This window comes from Fructilactobacillus sanfranciscensis (assembly GCF_029023685.1).
Lineage (GTDB): Bacteria > Bacillota > Bacilli > Lactobacillales > Lactobacillaceae > Fructilactobacillus > Fructilactobacillus sanfranciscensis.
This window is the reverse complement of record NZ_CP118925.1, coordinates 1,125,513-1,149,354: the sequence shown is the minus strand read 5'-3', so window position 1 is coordinate 1,149,354 and position 23,842 is coordinate 1,125,513. Positions and strand designations below refer to the sequence as shown.

The following is a 23,842-nucleotide window of genomic DNA, read 5'->3' as shown; positions in this document are numbered from 1 at the left end:
AAATTGTCTTTATTTTATACACATTTGTTCACAATCTGGCACTAAGATAATATTATAATGCTATTTTAAATGGAGAAAAGATAAATAATGCATAAAAATTTAAAAGATAAAATTAAACCAGATGTTTTAAGAACCCAGCTTTCAAATATCTATGGATTTAGCGAAAAAATCAGTAAAATTCCTGATTTAGTTAAGCTTACACTAGGTGAACCTGATTTTGCTACTCCAAAGCACGTTAAACAAGCTGCAATTGCTGCAATCGATGATGATGAAAGTCATTATACTGCTACTTGGGGAAGAATTGAAACCCGAAAAGCTGCAGCCGATTTCTTAAAAAACAAATATGATGTCGATTATGATCCAGAAACCCAATTGGTAATTACTAATGGGGTTACGGAAGCGATGTATGATACTTTGGCAACTTTCATTGAAGAAGGCGACGAAGTGTTGGTACCGACACCGACTTTTTCTGTTTACTATTCGTTAATTGATTTAAATGGCGGGAAGCTAATTCAAATTAATACCCAACCGGATGATTTTTTATTAACACCAGAGCGTTTGCAAAAGGCAATTGCTGAACATCCGAATGCTAAAATGATTATTTTAAATTTTCCTTCTAATCCCACGGGTCGCACATATTCAGCAAGTGAAATTCAAATGATTGCAGAAATTTTAGCAAAAACTGATTTAATCGTAGTTAGTGACGAAATTTATTCAGAATTAACTTATGGACAAAAACATACCTCAATTGCTAGATTTATTCCTGATCAAACGATCTTATTTAATGGATTATCAAAATCCCATGCGATGACTGGTTGGCGAATTGGAATTTTTGCAGGGCCAGCTAATCTAGTTGAACAAATTGCTAAAGTGCACGAATTAGTCACAACTTCAGTGATGACAGCGGCTCAGGTTGCTGCTGAAGAAGCGTTTGCTAACGGACAAGATGATGCTTTGCCAATGGTAAAGCAATACATCAAACGACGTGATTATTTACATGAAGGTTTAGAAAAATTAGGATTTAAAAATGAACTCCCAGAAGGAGCATTTTATATTTTTGCCAAAATACCTGCTGATTTAAACCAGAACAGTTATGACTTTTGTATTGAAGTAGCTGAAAAGGCAAAAGTAGGAATGATTCCAGGATCAAGTTTTGGTGCTGGAGGAGAAGGATATGTCCGTTTAAGCTATGCAACTAGTTTAGACAACATAAAAGAAGCCTTAAATCGATTACAAAAATATTTAGACTAAACAAAAAGAACGAATCGAAAGATTCGTTCTTTTTATTATTTAGTTTAGAAGTAATTTTTATTCTAAACCAGTAGCTTTCATACCATTGTGTGCAGTTTCTTGTAATGTCTTAGCTGAAGCAGCCATTTTAGCTTTTTCTTCATCACTAAGTGGGATTTCAATAACATTTGCAATTCCACTGGCATTAACAACAGCAGGTGTACCAATGTAAATATCGTTTAAACCATATTCACCGTTCATTGGGGCACCAACTGGGAGTACTGCGTTTTCGTTACGTAAGATGGCACGAGAGATTCTCATTAAAGCAGTACCAACACCGTAGAAAGTAGCACCTTTCTTGTTGATGATTGTGTATGCTTTGTTACGAGTTTCGTCTTCAAGTTTAAGTAAATCATCTTTAGTAACGTTACGATCTGCAGCGTACTTAAGTAATGGAACATTACCAATTGTAGCTTCATCAAGGTCGGCAAATTCTGAATCACCGTGTTCACCTAAAATGTAAGCATCTACACTAGCTGGGTCAAGGTTGAATTGTTTTGCAATTGCAACACGGAAACGACCAGTATCAAGTGAAGTACCTGAACCAATAACTTTTTCTTTAGGAAAACCAGATAATTTTTGAGTTGCATAAGTTAAAATATCAACTGGGTTAGCAGCAACTAAGAAAATTCCGTTGAATCCTGAGTCAACAACTGGCTTAACAATTGTTGATAAGATTTTAAGGTTTTTGTTAACTAAGTCTAAACGAGTTTCACCTGGTTTTTGAGGTGCACCAGCAGTGATAACGACTAGGTCAGCATCTTTACAATCTGAGTATTCACCAGAGTAAATGTTCTTTGGTGAAGTAAATGGAGTAGCATCTTCAAGATCAAGAGCATCTCCAGTAGTTCTGTTTTTATCAATATCGATGATTACGAATTCTTCGGCAATACCTTGTTGAACCATGGCGAATGCATATGAAGAACCAACGGCACCGTCACCAACTAAAACAACTTTTTGATGTTTTTCAGCCATAATAATCTTCCTTTCAAAATCCTATAGTTAATTATGTTTCAATATTATTGTACCATTTTTTAGAAGCGACTTCCTAATAATAGGAAGCACAAGCAATGGTAAATAAAAAATGAAAAAAGATAATAAAAAGGGTTGACGACCTCCAATTTCGATGATATTATTTAATAGTTGTCAAAACGAGTTTTGACTTATCCAGTAGACAACATTTATTCTTAATGGAAGATTAGCTCAGCTGGGAGAGCATCTGCCTTACAAGCAGGAGGTCACAGGTTCGATCCCTGTATCTTCCATTGAGCCGTTAGCTCAGCCGGTAGAGCATCTGACTTTTAATCAGAGGGTCGGCAGTTCGAACCTGCCACGGCTCATTTGTTTCATATAGTAAAAATAATATCATGCGGGCATGGCGGAATTGGCAGACGCGCTAGATTTAGGTTCTAGTATCTTCGTGATGTGGGGGTTCGAATCCCTTTGCCCGCATATTATTTTTGCCGACTTAGCTCAGTTGGCTAGAGCGCGTCACTAGTAATGATGAGGTCGGAGGTTCGAGTCCTCTAGTCGGCATTATGCGGAAGTAGTTCAGTGGTAGAACGCCAGCTTGCCATGCTGGAGGTCGCGGGTTCGAATCCCGTCTTCCGCTTTTTTCTATATTAATAGGAATTCGCCGGGGTGGCGGAATTGGCAGACGCACAGGACTTAAAATCCTGCGGTCAGTAATGACCGTACCGGTTCGATCCCGGTCCTCGGCATTTATTATGCACCTATAGCGCAATTGGATAGAGTGTCTGACTACGAATCAGAAGGTTGCAGGTTCGACTCCTGCTAGGTGCATTTTTTCGGGAAGTGGCTCAGCTTGGTAGAGCACCTGGTTTGGGACCAGGGGGTCGCAGGTTCGAATCCTGTCTTCCCGATCGAATAAAAAAGTACTGATGATTAATTTCATCAGTACTTTTTTTGTTTTAATAAGTGAATTTGCTTGTCATTTGGGATCGATGTTTATATAATTAAAGTCAACATTAGTCAGAGATGAGATGATAATATGGCAAGTCATAGTATGTCAGATACTATTGGAGAATATTTAAAAAAATTGTTAGCCGAACGCGATGAAGAGGTAGAAATTCGTCGCTCAGATATTGCGGAACACTTTGATGTAGTTCCTTCTCAAATTAACTATGTCATTAAAACTCGGTTTACCATTCAGGACGGTTTTGTTGTCCAAAGTAAACGTGGTGGCGGTGGCTATATTAGAATTGAAAAAATAAACTTAATGGAAGATTCGAATGTTTTTGATCGTTTGATTGACTCAATTGGAGACATGATTAGTCAAAAAGATGAAGAAGATATTTTGAAAACTTTACTAAATAACGGACTATTAAATAAACGTGAAGTACATATGGTTGCATCGATTCTTACTCATGATGCAATCAATGTGTCTAATTATGAGACAGAAGAAAAAGTGCGGGCAAACGTATTATCAGCTTTATTATGTCGGCTGAAATATGAGTGCTAGCTGAAAGAAGGCTATTTAATGGAAGACTCATTAACACCTAGTGCAAAAAAAACACTTATGATTGCGCAAGAACAAGCACGTGGTTTTCAACATCAATCGGTTGGAACTGAGCATTTATTATTGGCATTATCCATTGAAAAAAGTGGAATCGCTTACCAAACCTTAAATCAACTTTCTGTTACTGAACAGGATGTTAAAGAAGAAATTGAACAAATTGCCGGTTATGGTAATTTACAAAACGACGGAACAACTTATTTGCCATATTCTCCTAAGATGCGTGACATTTTAAATTTAGCTGGTCAAATTGCTAAACAATATGGCAGCAAACGGGTTGGAACGGAACATTTGTTATTAGCGCTAACTAGCGAAAACGAAATCGTTTCATCAAGAATTCTTAACAGCTTAGGAATTTCTCCTGAAGATGTTCGTAAGATTACGATTCGGAAAATGGGGGTTCCTGATCAAGGAATACCAACTGAATCTAAGAATGATGATAAAGAAAAAACACCAACGCTTGATTCATTTGCAAAAGATCTTACCAAAGCAGCTCGAGATGGCCAACTAGATCCAATTATTGGGCGTGATCAAGAAGTTCGTCGTGCAATTCAAATTTTAAGTCGGCGGACGAAAAATAATCCAGTTCTAATCGGAGAGCCTGGGGTTGGTAAAACAGCAATTGCAGAAGGACTAGCTCAAAAAATTGTGGAAAAGAAAGTTCCTCAAGATATGACCAATAAACGTGTTATGGCCCTTGATATGGGAAGCCTAGTTGCAGGGACTAAATATCGTGGGGAATTTGAAAACCGACTTAAAAAAATTATTAATGAAATTAAAAGTAACGGACACGTTATTTTATTTGTTGATGAATTGCATACTTTAATTGGAGCTGGAGGAGCAGAAGGTGCCATTGATGCTTCTAATATTTTAAAGCCAACTTTAGCTCGTGGTGAAATTCAGATGATTGGGGCAACGACCTTAAATGAATACCAAAAGCATATTGAAGCTGATGCTGCTTTAGAACGTCGTTTTGCCACGGTACAAATTGAAGAACCTAGTGTCGATGAAGCAAAGAAAATTTTGGCTGGTTTACGACCAAAATACGAAGAACATCATCATGTGAAAATCACCGATGATGCGATTAATGCAGCTGTGGATTTATCAAGTCGTTACATTAGTGGTCGCTTTTTACCTGATAAAGCCATTGACTTGATGGATGAAGCTGCTGCTAAAGTTCGAATTGATGCAATGGGAGATTCTACTGAATTAGTTAAGCAACAACGTGAACTTGATGAAGCAAGGTCGAATAAAGATCGTGCCATTGAAGAACAACGTTTTGACGATGCTGTAACTTTTCGTAGTCAAGAACAACAACTGGAAAAATCGGTTGCTGTTCTAATGGAAAAAGACAAAAAGAAACGTGAACATGAAAATAAGCAACATAACTATAAACTCAAAGAAAACTCAGAGTCAGTTGCGCAAATTGTTGCTGAATGGACAGGCATTCCAGTTACGCACCTTAAGAAAACGGATGCAGATCGATTGGTTAACTTGGAAAATGTATTGCATAAACGGGTGATTGGGCAAGATGAGGCGGTTACTGCAGTTGCTAAAGCAGTAAGAAGAGCTCGAAGTGGATTGAAAGATCCTAATCGTCCAATTGGCTCATTTATTTTCCTTGGACCTACTGGTGTGGGAAAAACGGAATTAGCTAAGGATTTAGCAGAAGAAATGTTTGGCTCAGAAGACGATGTAATTAGAGTCGATATGAGTGAGTACATGGAAAAATATTCTACTAGTCGTTTAGTTGGATCTGCTCCAGGATATGTTGGTTATGAAGAAGGAGGTCAACTAACTGAAAAAGTTAGAAAACATCCTTACTCCGTTGTTTTGCTTGATGAAGTGGAAAAAGCACATCCAGATGTCTTTAACTTGCTCTTACAAGTTCTTGATGACGGATTTCTAACTGATTCTAAAGGTCGTAAAGTTGACTTTAAAAATACAATTATCATTATGACATCTAATTTAGGTGCCACAGCGTTACGTGAACAAAAAACAGTTGGTTTTGATGCCAACCGTTCAGAAAACAACGATGCTGAAGTTAAACGAGTAATTCAAGAAAAGATGAAGCAATTCTTCCGTCCTGAATTCTTAAACCGAGTTGATGAAACAGTTATTTTCCATAGTTTAACCGAATCAGAACTTCATCGAATTGTTAAATTGATGACCAAACGTTTAGTAGATCGGGTTGAAAAACAAGGGTACATTTTAAAAATCACTCCTGCAGCCATTGATGCGGTTGCTAAAAAAGGTTACAACCCAGAATACGGAGCTCGTCCTTTAAGAAGAGCACTTCAAAGTGAAATCGAAGATCCTTTAAGTGATGCATTGTTAGCTGGTAAATTTAAACCAGGTGATAAAATCACAATTGGAGCACAAAAAGGTAAAATTACCCTTACACATAAAACTCCAGTTATATAGAAAAAACGCCATTGAAAAATGGCGTTTTTTGTTGACGTAATGCTTACATCGCGTTAAAATGAATTAGTATATAGTGAATTGAAATGAGTTGTTGCGATCTATTGTCCGGGACAACGATTATAGTTACCCAAAAATAGATTATTCTATTTTTGGCTTTTTTTTGCTTTAAATTAGCTTTTTTAGCAAATTGTAATCAAACTGTAACATTTCTTTTTGAAGGAATTATTTAAGGAGGGTTAACAACTTGGCAGAAAACGTTAAAGGAAAAAACAAAAAAGATGCAATGGCTGGAAACGTTGTTAAGTATGGTAAACACAGAACCCGTAGAAGTTATGCCAGAATCAAAAAGGTTTTGGATCTACCTAACTTAATTGAGGTTCAAACTAACTCATACAACTGGTTTTTAGACGAAGGTCTTCGTGAAATGTTCAGAGACATTATGCCAATTGATGATTTCCAAGGTAAATTATCATTGGACTTCGTTGATTACCAATTGTTAGAACCTAAATACACTGTTGCTGAAGCCAGAGCTCACGAAGTTAACCACTCAGCTCCACTTCACGTTACGCTTAAATTGACTAACCACGAAACTGGTGAAATCAAGACACAAGACGTATTCTTCGGTGATTTACCATTAATGACTGATCAAGGTACTTTTATCATTAATGGAGCAGAACGTGTAATTGTATCTCAATTAGTTCGTTCTCCTGGTGCATACTACCATAAAGAATTAGATAAAAATGGTCGCGAAATGTTTAGTGCTACAGTTATTCCTAACCGTGGTGCATGGATGGAATTCGCTACTGATGCTAAAAATGTATCATACATCCGAATTGATAGAACTAGAAAGTTACCAATTACTGAATTGGTTCGTGCTTTAGGTTTTGGTTCCGATGATGAAATTGCTGAAATTTTAGGTAGAACTAATGACAGTCTTAATTTAACCATCGAAAAAGATGTTCACAAAGATCCTAGTGACACACGTACTGAAGAAGCATTGAAAGATATTTACGATCGTTTGCGTCCCGGTGAACCAAAAACCGCTGAATCTTCACGTAATCTTTTAACCACTAGATTCTTTGATCCACAACGTTATGATATGGCTCCCGTTGGTCGTTACAAAACTAACGAAAAACTTAGCTTAAAGAACCGTTTGATGGGTCTTTACTTAGCTGAAACATTAGCTGACCCTGAAACTGGTGAAATTATTGCTAAAAAGGGTGACTTGATTGATAAAGAAGTTATGAAGACTTTAGCTCCATATTTGGACAACAAAGACTTCAAAGCTTACACATTCAATCCAGCTCCAGAAGCAGTAGTTACTGATCCAGTAACTGTTCAAATTGTTAAAGTATATTCAAACAAAGACCCAGAAAAAGTTGTTCCCGTAGTTGGAAACGACAACATCAGTCTTGACTTCAAACACATTACACCAGCCGATATGTTAACTGAAGTGAACTACTTCTTTGATTTACAAGAAGGAATTGGTTCTGTTGATGATATTGATCACTTGAGTAACCGTCGAGTTCGTTCAGTTGGTGAATTATTACAAAATCAATTCAGAATTGGTTTATCACGGATGGAACGTGTTGTTCGTGAAAGAATGTCAATTCAAGATGCTGCAACTGTAACTCCACAACAATTGATTAACATTCGTCCAGTGGTAGCTTCAGTTAAAGAATTCTTTGGCTCATCACAACTTTCACAATTCATGGATCAAACTAACCCATTGGGTGAATTGACTCATAAACGTCGTCTATCTGCACTTGGACCTGGTGGTATCACTCGGGATCGTGCCGGATATGAAGTTCGTGATGTTAACTACACCCACTATGGTCGTGTTTGTCCAATTGAAACACCTGAAGGTCCTAACATTGGGTTAATTAACTCATTCTCTGGATATGCTCGTGTTAACAAATATGGATTTATCGAATCACCATATCGTCGGGTTGACTGGGGCACTCACAAAGTTACTGATAAGATTGATTATTTAACTGCCAGTGATGAAGATAAATATGTGATTGCTCAAGCTAATACTCCACTTAATGACGATGGTTCATTCCGTGAAACTCACGTAATGGCTCGTGATAAAGCAGAATATGTTGAAGCAAACATTAACGATGTTGATTATATGGATGTTTCTCCTCTTCAAGTTGTTTCAGTTGCCACTGCATGTATTCCTTTCTTGGAAAATGATGATAGTAACCGAGCTTTGATGGGATCAAACATGCAACGTCAAGCGGTTCCTTTGATTAATCCACATGCACCACTTGTTGGTACTGGTATGGAATACAAGACTGCGCATGATTCTGGAGTTGCTAAAATTGCTAAATACTCTGGAACTGTTGAATACGTTGATGCTTCTGTAGTTAAGATTCGTCGAGACAACGGAACTTTAGACACTTATGAATTAACTAAATTTATGCGTTCAAACAATGGTATGAACTATAACCAAACACCAATTGTAAAAACTGGTGACCATGTTGATGCGGACGAAATTATTGCTGATGGTCCAGCCATGGAAAATGGTGAATTAGCATTGGGTCAAAACCCAACTGTTGCCTTTATGACTTGGCAAGGTTATAACTTCGAAGATGCCATTGGAATTAGTGAAAAATTAGTTAAAGAAGATGCTTATACTTCAATTCACATTGAAGAATATGAATCAGAAACTCGTGATACAAAACTTGGACCTGAAGAAATGACTCGTGAAATCCCTAATGTTGGTGAAGATGCTCTTAAAGATCTTGACGAAGACGGGGTTGTACGAATTGGTGCTGAAGTTCATGATGGAGACATTTTAGTTGGTAAAGTAACTCCTAAAGGGGTTACTGAATTATCTTCTGAAGAACGGTTGCTTCACGCCATCTTTGGTGAAAAATCACGTGAAGTTAGAGATACATCACTTCGAGTTCCTCATGGTGCTGATGGTGTTGTCCAAGACGTTAAAGTTTTCTCAAGAGAAAATGGTGACGAATTACAACCTGGTGTAAACAAGATGGTTCGAGTTTACATTGCCCAAAAACGGAAACTTCAAGTCGGTGATAAAATGGCCGGTAAACATGGTAACAAGGGTACTGTTTCAATCGTAATTCCTGAAGAAGATATGCCTTACTTACCAGATGGTACTCCAATCGATATCTTATTGAGTCCCATGGGTGTTCCTTCACGGATGAACATTGGACAAGTATTGGAAATGCATTTAGGAATGGCTGCTAAGAAACTTGGTATCCACGTTGCTACTCCAGTATTTGATGGTGCAACTTCTGATGACGTTTGGGCTGCTGTTAAAGAAGCCGGAATGGCAAAAGATGGTAAGACTGTTGTTTACGATGGTCGTACTGGTGAACCATTTGATAAGAGAATTTCAGTTGGTGTCATGGGTTATCTTAAACTTAACCATATGTCAGAAGATAAGATCCATGCTCGTTCAATTGGACCTTACTCACTTGTTACCCAACAACCACTTGGTGGTAAAGCACAATTTGGGGGACAACGTTTTGGTGAAATGGAAGTTTGGGCCCTTGAAGCATATGGTGCTGCTCATACCCTCCAAGAAATCTTGACTTACAAGTCAGATGATGTGGTTGGTCGTGTTAAGACTTATGAAGCCATCGTTAAAGGTGAACCAATTCCTAAGCCAGGTGTTCCTGAATCATTCCGAGTTTTAGTTAAAGAACTACAAGCTCTTGGTCTCGATATGAAGGTCCTTGGTGCTGATCACCAACCAATCGATTTACGTGACATGGACGATGACGACGATGTTGTTAACGTAAATGCACTTAACAAAATTGCTCAAGAACAAGATGCAAAAAAAGAAGCTGAAAAAAATGCAGCTACTACCAAAGCTGCTGATGATGCTTCAACTGATAAAAAAGACAATAATTAATAAAGGAGGGGACGCCAATGGTTGATGTTAATAAATTCAAAAGTATGCAAGTTGGACTTGCATCTCCTGAAACAATTCGTAGCTGGTCATATGGTGAAGTAACTAAACCAGAAACGATTAACTATCGAACTTTGAAACCAGAAAAAGATGGTTTGTTCGATGAAAGAATCTTTGGACCTACTAAGGATTGGAAATGTGCCTGTGGTAAATACAAAGGTATTCGCTACAAAGGTATTGTTTGTGATCGTTGTGGAGTTGAAGTTACTCGTGCTAAAGTTCGTCGTGAACGAATGGGTCATATCGAATTAGCTGCTCCAGTAACTCACATCTGGTATTACAAGGGAATTCCTAGTCGAATGGGATTAGTTCTAGACATGAGTCCTCGTGCCTTAGAAGAAATCATCTACTTTGCTTCATATGTAGTTGTAGATCCTGGTAATACACCTCTAGAAAAGAAACAACTATTAACTGAACAAGAATACCGTGATAAGAAACGTGAATACGGTAATCGTTTTGATGCACAAATTGGTGCTGAAGGAATTCGTGCTTTACTTGATAGTGTTGATCTTGATAAAGAAGTTACAGAATTAAAAGCTGAACTTAAGAAAGCAACTGGTCAAAAGAGAACTCGTGCAATCCGTCGTTTGGATATTTTGGAAGCCTTCTTAACTTCTGGAAACAATTTATCATGGATGGTAATGGATACAATTCCAGTTATGCCACCTGATTTACGTCCAATGGTTCAACTTGAAGGTGGACGTTTTGCCACTTCAGATTTGAATGATTTATACCGTCGAGTAATTAACCGTAATAACCGTTTGAAACGATTATTAGATTTACACGCTCCTGGTATCATTGTTCAAAACGAAAAGAGAATGTTACAAGAAGCTGTTGATGCTTTGATTGATAATGGTCGTCGTGGCCGTCCTGTTGCAGGTCCTGGTAACCGTCCATTGAAATCACTTTCTCACTTGCTTAAGGGTAAGCAAGGTCGTTTCCGTCAAAACTTACTTGGTAAACGTGTTGATTATTCAGGTCGTTCAGTTATTGATGTTGGTCCATGGTTAAAACTTAGCCAAATGGGTCTTCCTGTATCAATGGCACTTGAATTGTTCAAACCATTTATCATGCATGAATTGGTTAAACGTGGGTTAGCTTCAAACGTTAAGAATGCTAAACGTGAAATTGAACGTAAAGATGATGTCGTATTCGATGTTCTTCCTTACGTAATCAAAGAACACCCAGTTCTATTGAACCGTGCCCCTACTTTGCATAGACTTGGAATTCAAGCCTTTGAACCAGTATTGGTTAGCGGTAAATCAATGCGTTTGCACCCATTAGTTTGTGCTGCTTACAATGCCGATTTTGATGGTGACCAAATGGCCATTCACGTTCCTCTTTCTGATGAAGCTCAAGCTGAATCAAGATTATTAATGGCTGCTGCTGGACATATCTTGGCTCCAAAAGATGGAAAACCCGTTGTGGCTCCATCACAAGATATGGTTATTGGTAACTATTACTTAACTATGGAAGAACCTGGACGTGAAGGTGAAGGAATGATTTTCAATTCACCTGATGAAGTTGAACTTGCTTATCGTGATGGTTTGGTTCACTGGCACAGTAGAATTGGAATTCCAGCTTCTGCTTTCCCAGATAAACCATTTACCGATGATCAAAAAGACAAGATTATGGTTACTTCAGTTGGTAAAGTGATTTTCAACGGAATCTTACCTAAAGACTTCGTATACTTGAATGAACCTACTGCAACTAACCTTAATGGATTTGTTCCAGATAATTACTTCTTGAAACCTGGAGAAAACATTCACGATCACATTGACAATACTGAACCAGTTAGACCATTTAAGAAGAGTTTCTTATCAGATATCATTGCTGAAGTTTACAACCAATACAAGGTTACTGAAACTTCAGAATTACTTGACCAAATCAAGGATCTTGGTAACGACGAATCTACTAAGTCTGGTTTAACTGTCGGAATGTCAGATATTACTGAACTTAAAGAAAAACCAGAAATTGTGGCTGAAGGTCACAAAAAGGTTGAAACGATCACTAAACAATTCCGTCGTGGTTTGATTACTGACCAAGAACGTTATGAAAGAATTGTTAACGTTTGGAATGACGCTCGTGATCAAATTCAAGATGTCTTAATGCAAAACTTTGATCCAGAAAACCCAATCTTTATGATGAGTGATTCTGGAGCTCGTGGAAACATTTCAAACTTTACGCAACTTGCCGGAATGCGTGGATTGATGGCTTCTCCTGATGGTAAAATTATGGAACTTCCAATTACATCTAACTTCCGTGAAGGAATGTCTGTTTTGGAAATGTTCATTTCTACCCATGGTGCTCGTAAAGGGATGACCGATACTGCCTTGAAGACAGCCAACTCTGGTTACTTAACTCGTCGACTTGTTGATGTTGCCCAAGATGTTATCATTCGTGAAAAGGACTGTCATACTGATCGTGGATTAGTAGTCCGTGCGATTAAAGAAGGTAACGAAATGATCGAACCTCTTTATGATCGTATTCTTGGTAGAAACGCTATGAAGACTGTTAAGAATCCAGAAACTGGTGAAGTAATTGTTGGTAAGAATGAAATGATTGATGATAAGAAAGCACAACAAATTGTTGATGCAGGAATTGAATCAGTTGAAATTCGTTCTGCCTTCACTTGTAATACTGCTCACGGAGTTTGTGAAATGTGTTATGGTCAAAACTTAGCTACTGGTGATAACGTTGAAGTTGGTGAAGCAGTTGGTACTGTTGCTGCGCAGTCAATTGGTGAACCTGGTACTCAATTAACCCTTCGTACTTTCCATACTGGTGGGGTTGCAAGTAACACTGATATTACCCAAGGGCTTCCCCGGGTTCAAGAAATTTTTGAAGCTCGTAATCCTAAAGGTAAATCAACCATCTCTGAAGTTACTGGAGTAGTTGAATTAATCGAAGAAGATCCTGCTGAAGGTGTTAAAGAAATTACCATTCAAGGTAAAGCTGACACTAGAAAGTACAAGGTTCCATTGAGTGCTCGTATGCGAGTTGCTGAAGGTGACACAGTTCGCCGTGGTGATGCGCTTAACGAAGGTTCAATTGATCCTAAGGAACTTCTTAAGATTCGGGATACTTTATCAACTGAAACTTACTTATTGACTGCGGTTCAAGAAGTTTACCGTCGTCAAGGGGTTGAAGTTAATGATAAGCATGCTGAAATCATGGTTAGACAAATGCTTCGTAAGGTTCGAATTATGGATCCCGGTGATACAGACATCTTGCCTGGTACATTGATCGATATTGATGACTTTAAAGAACGAAATGCTGATGCAGTTATGACTGGTAAAGTACCAGCTACTGCTCGTCCAGTATTGCTTGGAATTACTAAAGCTGCTCTTGAAACTAATAGTTTCTTATCAGCTGCTTCATTCCAAGAAACTACTCGAGTACTTACTGATGCTGCAATTCGTGGTAAAGTCGATCCATTAATTGGACTTAAAGAAAATGTTATTATTGGTAAGCTTCTTCCTGCTGGTACAGGTGTTCATGAATATGAAGACATTGAACCAGAAGAAGTTGGTAAACCAGCTGGTGAAAGTGTTGTCGCTGGTTCTGATAAAACATCTGATTCAGATACAGATAATGCAACTAAATAATTAAAACGAGATTGGTAAACAATCTTTAGTTTCAAAAACAGCAACGAATTTTAAAAATTCGTTGCTGTTTTTTTTGATATAATTTAATAAAATTTATAACTTTAGAGGAGCTGAAATTATGCGGTTGAGATTTAAAATTTGGAGTGTGGTAACTATTTTGGAGATTATCACTTATGGATTACTTTCGGTAATGATTTTTATGCGGAGTGTCACAAACTCCTCGAATCAAAATGATAACTTGGTATATATTAACTGGTTTTTATGCATTCTTTTTTGTAATCCAGTTAATCTGGTTCATAATTATGAAACTCAGCAAGCAAAAATAAGTAAACAAAAAACAGTCAAAATTTTGACTGCTTTTTAATTAGTTAGCAAATTTAACTTGGTTATTTTCTAATGAGGCAATTTGGGCTAAAGAAAGCACATTATAACCTTGATCACGTAAGTATTGACCACCAGGTTGGAATGTCTTTTCAATTACGATCCCGATCCCAGCGATATCAGCATTGGCAGCATCAGCAATTTTAATTAGTCCTTTGGTTGCTTCACCGTTTGCTAAGAAATCATCAATAATTAGAACCTTGTCGTCACTAGTTAAAAATTGCTTTTCAATATAAATATGATTAGAAAATTTCTTTGTATATGAATAGACTTCTGCTGAGTAAACATCATTTTTTACGACTAATGATTTACTTTTACGAGCAAACACTACTGGCACTTCCATAGTTAAACCAGTCATCACAGCAGGAGCGATTCCGGATGCTTCAACGGTTAAAACTTTAGTAATACCTAAATTTTTGAAATATTCTGCGAATGTTTGTCCGATTCGATACATTAGTTTTGGATCAATTTGATGATTTAAAAATGAATTTACTTTTAAAATGTTACCTGGTAAAACTTTTCCTTGTTCTTTGATGACGGTTTTTAATTCTTCCATTGAAATACCTCCAAAAAAAGATCATCCATATAAGAATGATCTTTCATGCTTATAGTTCAGAATTGCGGTTCTGAGTAGAAACGACTGACCAATTTCAGTCATATATAAGTTATTCACTTTTCTACATTGTAACTAAAATACTTTTAAGAAACAACACGACAATTAAGTTGTTAAACAAAAAAGGAGTGAAAGGAACTACCTTGTTCTTTTTGAACCAACAATATAAAAGTGCACTTGCTGACGCTAATAGTAAAGTGTGTGCGAAAACCATCAGGTTAGTTGAAATTAAGATACAAGCGAGCAAATCCAAATCGCCGTTACCAATCCATTTAAATTTATAATTAATCAATAAAATGATTAAATATAAAATAAGTATGCTGACAATATCATTGTATGGCATGGGAGAATCATAAATTGCTAAAGCAAAGATTAAGGGAAGCCACCATAAACTGAATTGAAAAGTGAATAAATCAAAAAGACTAATAATTTCAAAGCAGATTAATAAACACAAAATTTTGAATGATTGTTCTCCGTATAAAGTGAATAAGAATCCGGTAGAAAATTCATATACTAATAGGTAATAAGGGAGTTTGATTTTACAAACTCGACATTTACCACGAAGGGTAACAAAACTAAAAATTGGAATTAGTTCGAACCAATCCAACTTTCTACAACATACTGTACATTGAGAACGCGACCAAATGAAATTCTTTTTTGCGATGATTCGTTCCACTAACAATGGTAAAAACGATCCGATGATACTTCCATAAATAAATAAAATTATTTTCATACTTTCACCTCACTAAAAAATACGTAAAAGTCTGTTGACGTGATTGCTCTAACATGTTATTCTAGTCAATGTGCTTAAACTGTTAAGCGATTTTTTTATTCCAAAAAATGGTTCACCTGGATGTGTGGACTTAAAAACCAAATTTAAGAAAGGAGGACTTTTTAGATGCCTACAATTAATCAATTAGTTAGAAAAGGTCGTAAATCTAGAAGTTCTAAATCAAAATCCCCAGCTCTTGGCTTTGGATACAACAGTTACAAGAAGAAACAAACTAACAACGCTTCACCTCAAAAACGTGGAGTTGCTACCCGTGTGGGAACTATGACTCCTAAAAAGCCTAACTCTGCCTTACGTAAGTATGCGCGTGTTCGTCTTTCAAACTTGCTTGAAGTTACTGCTTACATTCCTGGAATTGGTCATAACTTACAAGAACATAGTGTTGTTTTAATCCGTGGTGGTCGTGTTAAGGATTTACCTGGGGTTAGATATCATGTTATCCGTGGTGCCTTAGATACTGCCGGTGTTTCAGATCGTCGTCAAAGTCGTTCTAAATACGGTGCTAAGAAACCTAAAGCTAAGAAATAATATAATATTTAATTAAAGGAGGACTTTTAGATGCCTAGAAAAGGAAAAGTTCAAGAACGTGAAATCCTTCCAGATCCAATCTACAACTCAAAGTTGGTTTCAAAATTAATCAACCACTTGATGTTAGATGGTAAGAGAGGTACTGCATCAGAAATTTTATACGATGCATTTGACCAAATTAAAGATACTACTGGTAACGATCCAGTTGAAGTATTCGAAGAAGCAATGAAAAACATCATGCCTGTCCTTGAAGTTAAGGCTCGTCGTGTTGGTGGTTCTAACTACCAAGTTCCTATTGAAGTTCGTCCTGCAAGAAGAACTACTTTAGGTCTACGTTGGTTAGTTAACTATTCACGTCTTCGTGGTGAACATACCATGAGTGACCGTCTTGCTAAAGAAATTATTGATGCATCAAACAATACTGGTGCAGCTGTTAAGAAACGTGAAGATACACACAAAATGGCTGAAGCTAACCGTGCTTTCGCTCATTACCGTTGGTAATCTTCTGATTGCTTAATTGCAATTAAAGGGTGGCTAAGAAATTGGCCACTTTTTTAGAACTATTGAATTTTAAAAGGAGTTAATAATGGCTAACAAACGTGAATTCCCGTTAGACAAAACACGTAATATTGGGATTGTTGCCCATATCGATGCCGGTAAAACAACAACTACTGAACGCGTGCTTTACTATACTGGTAAAGTTCATAAAATTGGTGAAACCCATGATGGTGCATCACAAATGGACTGGATGGATGAAGAAAAAGAACGTGGAATTACCATTACTTCAGCTGCTACTACAGCTGAATGGAAAGGTTACCGTGTTAACATCATCGATACTCCAGGACACGTTGATTTTACTGTTGAAGTAGAACGTTCACTTCGAGTTCTTGATGGAGCAGTTGCTGTTCTTGATGGACAAGCTGGTGTTGAACCTCAAACAGAAACTGTTTGGCGTCAATCATCTGATTTTGATGTTCCTCGGATTGTTTTTATCAACAAAATGGATAAATTAGGTGCTAACTTTGATTTCTCTGTTAAATCAATGCACGACCGTTTAGGTGCTAATGCAGTTCCTGTTCAAATTCCTGTTGGTGCCGAAAATGATTTCATCGGTGTAATCGATCTTATCGAAATGAAAGCTTACATTTATGATGAAGATAAAGAAGGTTCTAACTGGGATACTGTTGATGTTCCTGATGATTACAAAGAAAAAGCACAAGAAGCTCGTGATAATTTAATTGAATCAGTTGCTGATTTGAATGATGGTATCATGGACAAATATCTTAGTGGTGAAGAAATCACTAAAGATGAATTAAAAGCTGCTATTCGTAAAGCAACCATCAACCTTGAAATGTTCCCTGTTTTTGCTGGTTCAGCTTTCAAAAACAAGGGTGTTCAAATGTTGATGGATGGGGTTGTTGATTACCTCCCATCACCACTTGACGTTCGTCCTTACGAAGCAATTGATCCTGAAACTGGAGAACAAGTACCAGTTAAACCTGATGATAAAGCACCATTTGCTGCTTTAGCATTTAAGGTTGCAACTGACCCATTCGTTGGTCGTTTAACATTTATTCGTGTTTACCGTGGTTCACTTGAATCTGGTTCATACATTTTAAATGCTACTAAAGACAAACGTGAACGTGTTGGTCGTTTAGTTCAAATGCACTCAAACACTCGTCAAGAAATCCCTGAAGTATTCTCTGGTGATATTGCTGGTGCAATTGGTTTGAAGAACACCACTACTGGTGATTCTCTTACTGATGTTGATCACCCATTACATCTTGAATCAATGGAATTCCCAGAACCAGTTATTGAAGTTGCCGTTGAACCTAAGACCAAAGCTGACCAAAACAAGATGAATACTGCTCTTCAAAAACTTTCTGAAGAAGATCCTACATTCCGTGCCCAAACTAACCCAGAAACTGGGCAAACTATTATGGCCGGAATGGGTGAACTTCACCTTGATATTTTGATCGAACGTATGAGACGTGAATTTAGTGTTGATGCTACAATTGGTGAACCACAAGTTGCTTACCGTGAAGCATTTACTAAACAAGTTGAAGCTCAAGGTAAATTTGTTCGTCAATCTGGTGGTAAAGGTCAATATGGTGATGTTTGGATTGAATTCACTCCTGGTGAAGAAGGTTCAGGTTTCCAATTTGAAAATGCTATCGTTGGTGGGGTTGTTCCTCGTGAATTTATCCCTTCAGTAGAACAAGGTCTTAAAGAATCAATGGAAAATGGTGTTCTTGCCGGATTCCCATTAATTGATATTAAAGCTAAGTTATATGATGGTAGTTATCATGATGTCGATTCTAGTGAAGCTGCCTTCAAGATTGCTGCATCAATCGCTTTGAAGAATGCTGCTAAGAAAGCTGCTCCAGTTATCTTGGAACCAATCATGAAAGTTGATATTCGTGTTCCAGAAGAATACATGGGAGACGTTATGGGACAAGTTACTGCTCGTCGTGGTAACGTTGAAGGTATGGAAGCACAAGATAATGCACAAAACATCCATGCTATGGTTCCTCTTTCAGAAATGTTTGGTTATGCAACTGACTTACGTTCTGCTACTCAAGGTCGTGGAACATTCGTTATGTCATTTGACCATTACACTGCTGTTCCTAAGAGTATCCAAGAAGATATTATTAAGAAAAATGGTGGAGAAGCTTAATTGCTTTTCTTTAAATAAATAAAAAAGTTTTGTTAATTAAATTTAACAAAACTTTTTTTGTTTTAGAGCTTAAAAACCTTGCAACACAAGCGAATTACATGTATGATATAGTAGTGTCTTATATAAGAAGGGCAAAGTGTGCTCTGAAATTGATACAATAAGCGATGATGTAGAAGATTGCGGCACACCCGGCCGCTTTGCCATGGCAAGGTGTGTCCGGTAACTTTTACGGAGTTAGTCTTACAAGAAAATAGACGAGGGAGGGAAAAACATGGCAAAAGAAAAAATTCGTATTCGCTTGAAAGCTTACGAACACCGTAGCTTAGATCAAGCTGCTGATAAGATTGTTGCAACTGCACAAAGAACTGGTGCCACTATTTCAGGTCCAATTCCATTGCCAACTGAAAGAACTATTTATACAGTTCTTGCATCACCATTCAAGTACAGTAAAGCACAAGAACAATTCGAAATGTTAACACACAAACGTTTAATCGATATTTTGAATCCAACACCTAAAACTGTTGATTCATTAATGAAATTAGACTTACCAAGTGGTGTTGATATCGAAATCAAATTATAATATTACACAATATTGGAGGTGTACTCATGATCAAAAAAGGAATCTTAGGTAAAAAAGTTGGTATGACTCAAGTTTTTACTGAAAACGGTGAATTAGTACCAGTTACTGTTGTCGATGTAACCCCTAACGTTGTTTTACAAGTTAAAAACAACGAAACAGATGGTTACGAAGCAATTCAACTTGGTTTTGATGAAAAACGTGAAGTTTTAAGTAATAAACCTGAACAAGGTCACGCCAAAAAAGCTAACACAACCCCTAAGCGCTTCGTTCGTGAAATCAGCGATGTCGACTTAGAGGAATACAAGGTTGGAGACGAAGTTAAGGCTGACATTTTCCAAACTGGAGACTCTGTCGATGTAACTGGTGTCACTAAAGGTCATGGTTACCAAGGTAACGTTCATAAAGATAATCAAAGTCGTGGACCAGAAACTCATGGTTCTAGATATCACCGTCGTCCAGGTTCACTTGGTGTTATTATCAACCGTGTTGTTAAAGGCATGAAGTTACCTGGTCGTATGGGTAACAAAACTGTTACTATTCAAAACCTTGAAATTGTTAAAGCAGACGTTGAAAACAACGTATTGTTAATTAAAGGTAATGTACCTGGTGCAAATAAAACATTAGTTACTATTCGTACTTCTGTACACAATTCAAGAAAATAGGAAAGGAGGAACCGCAAAATGACAAGCGTATCATTATTTAAACAAGATGGTAGTAAAGATGGTTCAATCGATCTTAACGAAAACATCTTCGGTATTGAACCAAACGAAAACGTAGTATTTGACACTGTTGTTATGCAACGTGCATCTCAACGCCAAGGTACTAATGGAGTTAAGAGCAGAGGCCAAGTTTCCGGTGGTGGTAAAAAACCATGGAGACAAAAAGGTACAGGTCGTGCTCGTCAAGGTTCTATTCGTTCACCACAATGGGTTGGTGGTGGAGTAGTATTTGGACCAACATCTCGTTCATATAGCTACCATCTTCCTAAAAAAGTTACTAGATTAGCTGTTAAATCAGTTCTTTCAGAAAAAGTTTCCGAAGATAATTTTGTTGTTGTTGACTCAATTAACTTTGATGCACCAAAAACAAAAGAATTCGCTAACTTATTGAAAAACCTTGATGCAGCTACTAAGACATTGGTAGTTTTGGAAGATATTAACGATAACGTTGCTCGTTCAGCTAAAAACATTCCGAACGTTCAAGTAATTAGTGCAAAAGGTGTTAACACTCTTGATGTATTAAATGCTAAAAAAGTCGTTATTACCAAAGCTGCTCTTTCTCAAGTAGAGGAGGTGCTCGCATAATGGAAGCACGAGATATCATTTTACGTCCAGTAATCACTGAAGCTTCAACTGATCGTATGGACGACAAAAAATATACATTTGATGTTGATTTACGAGCAAACAAAAACCAAGTTAAAAATGCTGTAGAAGAAGTTTTCGGCGTTAAGGTTGCTAAAGTAAACATCATGAACGTTAAAGGTAAAGAAAAACGCCAAGGTCGTTACGTTGGTTTCACTAAGAAACGTCGTAAGGCAATCGTTACTTTATCAAATGATTCAGACGAAATTAAGTTATTCTCTGAAGAATAATCTATTAAGATAGGAGGAAAACAACGTGGCTTTAAAGAAATACAAACCAACGACTAATGGTCGCCGTAATATGACTAGTATTGATTACAGTAATATTACTACTAATAAGCCAGAAAAAAGCTTAGTGAAAGCTAATGCTAAAAAAGCTGGTCGTAACAACTCAGGTCGTATGACTGTTCGTCATCGTGGTGGTGGAAACAAACACTTATACCGTGTTATTGATTTCAAGCGTAACCATGATGGTATTAAAGCAACAGTTAAAACAATCGAATATGATCCAAACCGTACTGCAAACATCGCATTAGTTGTTTATGCTGACGGAATTAAATCATACATCCTTGCTCCTAAAGGATTAAAAGTTGGAGATGTTGTTGAATCTGGTGCTAATGCTGATATTAAACCAGGTAATACACTTGAACTTAAAGATATTCCCGTTGGATCAACTATTCATAACATCGAATTGAAACCAGGTAAGGGTGGACAACTTGCTCGTTCTGCTGGTAATTCAGCTCAATTGTTGAGTAATGAAGGAAACGGTAAGTACTCACTTGTTAGATTACCTTCTGGTGAAGTAAGAATGGTTCTTTCTGTTTGTCGTGCCACAATCGGTACTGTTGGAAACGAAGAACATTCACTTATTAACTGGGGTAAAGCTGGTCGTACTCGTTACCGTGGGCAAAGACCTCACGTACGTGGATCAGTTATGAACCCTAACGATCACCCTCATGGTGGTGGTGAAGGTAAAGCTCCAGTCGGTTACCCATCTCCTTTGTCACCTTGGCACAAGAAGACTGTTGGTAAGAAGACCCGTTCTAAGACTGCTCGTTCAAACAAATTTATTGTTCGTCGTCGTAAGGGTTCAAAGATGTAATTTAGTTACATCCAGATAATCAGACTTGAAGAGGAGGTTTTATAATGAGTCGTAGTTTGAAAAAGGGACCATTCGCTGATCAATCTTTATTAAAGAAAATCGATGCCCAAAAAGACCAAGAAAAGAAAACTGTTATTAAAACTTGGTCTCGTCGCTCAACTATTTTCCCTAGCTTCATTGGTTACACTATCTCAGTGTACAATGGTAGAACTCATGTCCCAGTTTTCATTCAAGAAGACATGGTAGGACACAAGCTTGGAGAATTCGTTCCAACACGTACATTCCATGGTCATGGTAATGTAGGTGGAAAAGACAAGATTACAGGATAACAAGGAGGATACAAAATGGCTGAACAAGTTACATCAGCAAAAGCTATTGCTAAGACTGTTCGTATTGCCCCCCGTAAGGTCCGTCTTGTTTTAGATCTTATTAGAGGTAAAAACGTTGCAGAAGCTGCTTCAATTCTTGAATTCACCCCTCGTGGTGCATCTCCAGTAGTTGGAAAAGTTTTAAAATCAGCTGTAGCAAATGCAGAAAACAATTTTGATCTTGATGGTCAAGACCTTGTTGTTGCTGAAGCATTCGCCGACGAAGGACCAACTTTAAAACGGTTCCGTCCTCGTGCTAAAGGTTCTGCTTCACCAATCAACAAACGTACAAGTCACATTACAATTGTAGTATCAGAAAAAAAGGAGGGATAGAGCATGGGTCAAAAAATTAACCCTAATGGTTTCCGTATCGGTGTTAACCGTGGTTGGCAAGCTCAATGGTATGCTAACGATGACAAATTTGCTTCATATTTAAATGAAGATTTGAAGATTCGTGACTACCTTGCTAAACGTCTTGCTGATGCTTCAGTTTCAGAAGTTGAAATTGAACGTGCTGCCAAACGTGTAAACATTTCTATCCACACTGCAAAACCTGGTATGGTTATTGGTAAGGGTGGATCAGAAGTTGAAAGTTTACGTAATGAATTAAACAAGTTAACTGGACGTCGTGTTCACATTAACATTATTGAAGTTAAGAAACCTGACTTAGAAGCTGATTTAGTTGGTGAAAACATTGCTAAACAACTTGAAGGTCGTGTTGCTTTCCGTCGTGCTATGCGTCAAGCCATGAAGCAAGTTATGCGTTCAGGCGCTGATGGTGTTAAAACTCAATCAGCCGGTCGTTTAAACGGTGCTGATATGGCTCGTATCGAAAGTTACTCTGAAGGTCGTGTTCCACTTCATACATTGAGAGCTGATATCAACTACTCATGGAATGAAGCACACACTACTTACGGTGCAATCGGTGTTAAAACATGGATTAACCGTGGTGAAGTTTTACCTGGAAAGCCTTTGGATAACCGTAAAGGAGGTAAATAAACATGCTTGTACCTAAACGTGTTAAGCATCGTCGTGAATTCCGTGGTAAACTACGTGGACACTCAAAAGGTGGAAACTCAGTTGCTTTCGGTGAATATGGCTTACAAGCCATTGATTCACATTGGATCACTAACAGACAAATTGAAGCTTGTCGTGTTGCCATCACCCGTTGTATGAAACGTGGTGGAAAAGTTTGGATTAAAATCTTCCCTCAAAAATCATATACTGAAAAAGGTATTGGTGTTCGAATGGGTAAAGGTAAAGGTAGTCCAGCTGGATGGGTAGCAGCCGTAAAACGTGATAAGGTACTTTTCGAAGTTGCCGGCGTTGATGAAGCTACTGCTGTCAAGGCTTTGACTTTAGCTTCAAGTAAGTTGCCTGTTCGTACTAGAATTATTAAACGTGAGGAAGTAGGTGGCGAATCAAATGAAGGCTAAAGAAATTGCTCAATTAACCACTGATGAAATGCGTGCTAAAGAACAAGATTACAAGAAAGAATTGTTTAATCTTCGTTTCCAATTAGCCACTGGTCAATTAGAAAATACTGCAAGATTGAGAACTGTTCGCAAAACAATTGCACGGATCAAAACTGCATTAAGACAAAAAGAATTAAATAAATAAAATACGATAAAAAGGAGGG

General features: G+C 37.5%; 22 protein-coding genes, 8 tRNA genes and 1 riboswitch. Of the genes, 27 read left to right on the top strand and 3 right to left on the bottom strand.

What is annotated here, in order from left to right; genetic code table 11:
• Positions 1 to 87 precede the first annotated feature (87 nt).
• A complete protein-coding gene (locus PY770_RS06010; protein ID WP_275045850.1) occupies positions 88 to 1,251 on the top strand; it encodes an aminotransferase class I/II-fold pyridoxal phosphate-dependent enzyme in 1,164 nt (387 codons plus the stop codon).
• Positions 1,252 to 1,308: 57 nt separating this feature from the next.
• Here PY770_RS06010 and PY770_RS06005 read toward each other — a convergent pair whose 3' ends face one another.
• The gene (locus tag PY770_RS06005) at positions 1,309 to 2,271 is read right to left on the bottom strand and encodes an L-lactate dehydrogenase (protein WP_395350418.1); all 963 of its coding nucleotides are present in this window, start codon (positions 2,269 to 2,271) and stop codon (positions 1,309 to 1,311) included.
• Between the two features lie 211 nt (positions 2,272 to 2,482).
• Here PY770_RS06005 and PY770_RS06000 point away from each other — a divergent pair.
• From PY770_RS06000 to PY770_RS07170, 13 genes are all read left to right on the top strand, one after another.
• Positions 2,483 to 2,555 (top strand) — tRNA-Val (locus tag PY770_RS06000).
• A gap of 2 nt (positions 2,556 to 2,557) precedes the next feature.
• Positions 2,558 to 2,630: transfer RNA gene (locus PY770_RS05995), tRNA-Lys, on the top strand.
• Positions 2,631 to 2,659: 29 nt separating this feature from the next.
• A tRNA-Leu gene (locus PY770_RS05990) sits at positions 2,660 to 2,742 on the top strand.
• A 10-nt stretch (positions 2,743 to 2,752) separates the two neighbouring features.
• Positions 2,753 to 2,826 (top strand) — tRNA-Thr (locus tag PY770_RS05985).
• Positions 2,827 to 2,830: 4 nt separating this feature from the next.
• Positions 2,831 to 2,902, top strand: a tRNA-Gly gene (locus PY770_RS05980).
• 23 nt (positions 2,903 to 2,925) lie between these two features.
• Positions 2,926 to 3,011, top strand: a tRNA-Leu gene (locus PY770_RS05975).
• A gap of 8 nt (positions 3,012 to 3,019) precedes the next feature.
• Positions 3,020 to 3,093, top strand: a tRNA-Arg gene (locus PY770_RS05970).
• 6 nt (positions 3,094 to 3,099) lie between these two features.
• Positions 3,100 to 3,173, top strand: a tRNA-Pro gene (locus PY770_RS05965).
• Between the two features lie 128 nt (positions 3,174 to 3,301).
• Positions 3,302 to 3,772 carry a CtsR family transcriptional regulator gene (locus PY770_RS05960; protein ID WP_014082389.1) on the top strand — a complete coding sequence of 157 codons (471 nt, stop codon included), beginning with the start codon at positions 3,302 to 3,304 and terminating at the stop codon, positions 3,770 to 3,772.
• 18 nt (positions 3,773 to 3,790) lie between these two features.
• A complete protein-coding gene (locus tag PY770_RS05955) occupies positions 3,791 to 6,250 on the top strand; it encodes an ATP-dependent Clp protease ATP-binding subunit (RefSeq protein ID WP_103428890.1) in 2,460 nt (819 codons plus the stop codon).
• Positions 6,251 to 6,533: 283 nt separating this feature from the next.
• A complete protein-coding gene (rpoB, locus tag PY770_RS05950) occupies positions 6,534 to 10,139 on the top strand; it encodes a DNA-directed RNA polymerase subunit beta (protein ID WP_275046101.1) in 3,606 nt (1,201 codons plus the stop codon).
• A gap of 17 nt (positions 10,140 to 10,156) precedes the next feature.
• Positions 10,157 to 13,804, top strand: a complete 3,648-nt coding sequence (gene rpoC / locus PY770_RS05945; protein WP_103451013.1) for a DNA-directed RNA polymerase subunit beta' — start codon at positions 10,157 to 10,159, stop codon at positions 13,802 to 13,804.
• Positions 13,805 to 14,010: 206 nt separating this feature from the next.
• The gene (locus tag PY770_RS07170) at positions 14,011 to 14,130 is read left to right on the top strand and encodes a DUF3923 family protein (RefSeq protein ID WP_163615053.1); all 120 of its coding nucleotides are present in this window, start codon (positions 14,011 to 14,013) and stop codon (positions 14,128 to 14,130) included.
• A gap of 38 nt (positions 14,131 to 14,168) precedes the next feature.
• Here the strand turns inward: PY770_RS07170 and PY770_RS05940 are convergent, their stop codons facing one another.
• Together PY770_RS05940 and PY770_RS07165 are read right to left on the bottom strand one after the other, a co-directional pair.
• On the bottom strand, positions 14,169 to 14,741 hold the full coding sequence (locus tag PY770_RS05940) for a xanthine phosphoribosyltransferase (RefSeq protein WP_163600951.1): 573 nt from the start codon (positions 14,739 to 14,741) through the stop codon (positions 14,169 to 14,171).
• A gap of 32 nt (positions 14,742 to 14,773) precedes the next feature.
• Positions 14,774 to 14,869, bottom strand: a riboswitch (purine riboswitch).
• Positions 14,863 to 15,531, bottom strand: a complete 669-nt coding sequence (locus PY770_RS07165) for a prepilin peptidase (protein ID WP_103428893.1) — start codon at positions 15,529 to 15,531, stop codon at positions 14,863 to 14,865. (Overlaps the previous riboswitch by 7 nt.)
• A 165-nt stretch (positions 15,532 to 15,696) precedes the next feature.
• Here PY770_RS07165 and rpsL point away from each other — a divergent pair, with 165 nt between their 5' ends.
• The 13 genes from rpsL to rpmC all read left to right on the top strand — a co-directional run bounded on the left by rpsL (position 15,697) and on the right by rpmC (position 23,823).
• Positions 15,697 to 16,116: a 30S ribosomal protein S12 gene (gene rpsL, locus PY770_RS05935; RefSeq protein ID WP_014082382.1), complete on the top strand. Its 420-nt coding sequence runs from the start codon at positions 15,697 to 15,699 to the stop codon at positions 16,114 to 16,116.
• A 30-nt stretch (positions 16,117 to 16,146) separates the two neighbouring features.
• Positions 16,147 to 16,617, top strand: a complete 471-nt coding sequence (rpsG, locus tag PY770_RS05930; protein ID WP_014082381.1) for a 30S ribosomal protein S7 — start codon at positions 16,147 to 16,149, stop codon at positions 16,615 to 16,617.
• A gap of 85 nt (positions 16,618 to 16,702) precedes the next feature.
• Positions 16,703 to 18,793, top strand: coding sequence for an elongation factor G (gene fusA / locus PY770_RS05925; RefSeq protein ID WP_014082380.1), 2,091 nt, complete (start codon positions 16,703 to 16,705; stop codon positions 18,791 to 18,793).
• 271 nt (positions 18,794 to 19,064) lie between these two features.
• Entirely contained in the window at positions 19,065 to 19,373 is a 309-nt protein-coding gene (gene rpsJ / locus PY770_RS05920; protein ID WP_041817923.1) for a 30S ribosomal protein S10, read from the top strand.
• A gap of 29 nt (positions 19,374 to 19,402) precedes the next feature.
• Positions 19,403 to 20,035: a 50S ribosomal protein L3 gene (gene rplC, locus PY770_RS05915; RefSeq protein WP_014082378.1), complete on the top strand. Its 633-nt coding sequence runs from the start codon at positions 19,403 to 19,405 to the stop codon at positions 20,033 to 20,035.
• An 18-nt stretch (positions 20,036 to 20,053) separates the two neighbouring features.
• Positions 20,054 to 20,677, top strand: coding sequence for a 50S ribosomal protein L4 (gene rplD, locus PY770_RS05910; protein WP_014082377.1), 624 nt, complete (start codon positions 20,054 to 20,056; stop codon positions 20,675 to 20,677).
• Positions 20,677 to 20,964 carry a 50S ribosomal protein L23 gene (rplW, locus tag PY770_RS05905; RefSeq protein ID WP_014082376.1) on the top strand — a complete coding sequence of 96 codons (288 nt, stop codon included), beginning with the start codon at positions 20,677 to 20,679 and terminating at the stop codon, positions 20,962 to 20,964. Before rplD ends, rplW begins: the two co-directional genes overlap by 1 nt.
• A 25-nt stretch (positions 20,965 to 20,989) precedes the next feature.
• Positions 20,990 to 21,835, top strand: coding sequence for a 50S ribosomal protein L2 (gene rplB, locus PY770_RS05900; protein WP_014082375.1), 846 nt, complete (start codon positions 20,990 to 20,992; stop codon positions 21,833 to 21,835).
• Positions 21,836 to 21,879: 44 nt separating this feature from the next.
• Positions 21,880 to 22,164, top strand: coding sequence for a 30S ribosomal protein S19 (gene rpsS / locus PY770_RS05895; protein ID WP_014082374.1), 285 nt, complete (start codon positions 21,880 to 21,882; stop codon positions 22,162 to 22,164).
• A 15-nt stretch (positions 22,165 to 22,179) separates the two neighbouring features.
• Positions 22,180 to 22,536 carry a 50S ribosomal protein L22 gene (rplV, locus tag PY770_RS05890; RefSeq protein WP_014082373.1) on the top strand — a complete coding sequence of 119 codons (357 nt, stop codon included), beginning with the start codon at positions 22,180 to 22,182 and terminating at the stop codon, positions 22,534 to 22,536.
• A gap of 3 nt (positions 22,537 to 22,539) precedes the next feature.
• Positions 22,540 to 23,202 carry a 30S ribosomal protein S3 gene (rpsC, locus tag PY770_RS05885; RefSeq protein ID WP_014082372.1) on the top strand — a complete coding sequence of 221 codons (663 nt, stop codon included), beginning with the start codon at positions 22,540 to 22,542 and terminating at the stop codon, positions 23,200 to 23,202.
• A 2-nt stretch (positions 23,203 to 23,204) separates the two neighbouring features.
• On the top strand, positions 23,205 to 23,639 hold the full coding sequence (gene rplP, locus PY770_RS05880) for a 50S ribosomal protein L16 (RefSeq protein ID WP_014082371.1): 435 nt from the start codon (positions 23,205 to 23,207) through the stop codon (positions 23,637 to 23,639).
• Positions 23,629 to 23,823, top strand: a complete 195-nt coding sequence (rpmC, locus tag PY770_RS05875; RefSeq protein WP_014082370.1) for a 50S ribosomal protein L29 — start codon at positions 23,629 to 23,631, stop codon at positions 23,821 to 23,823. The genes rplP and rpmC overlap by 11 nt, the downstream gene beginning before the upstream one ends.
• Positions 23,824 to 23,842: the final 19 nt, after the last annotated feature.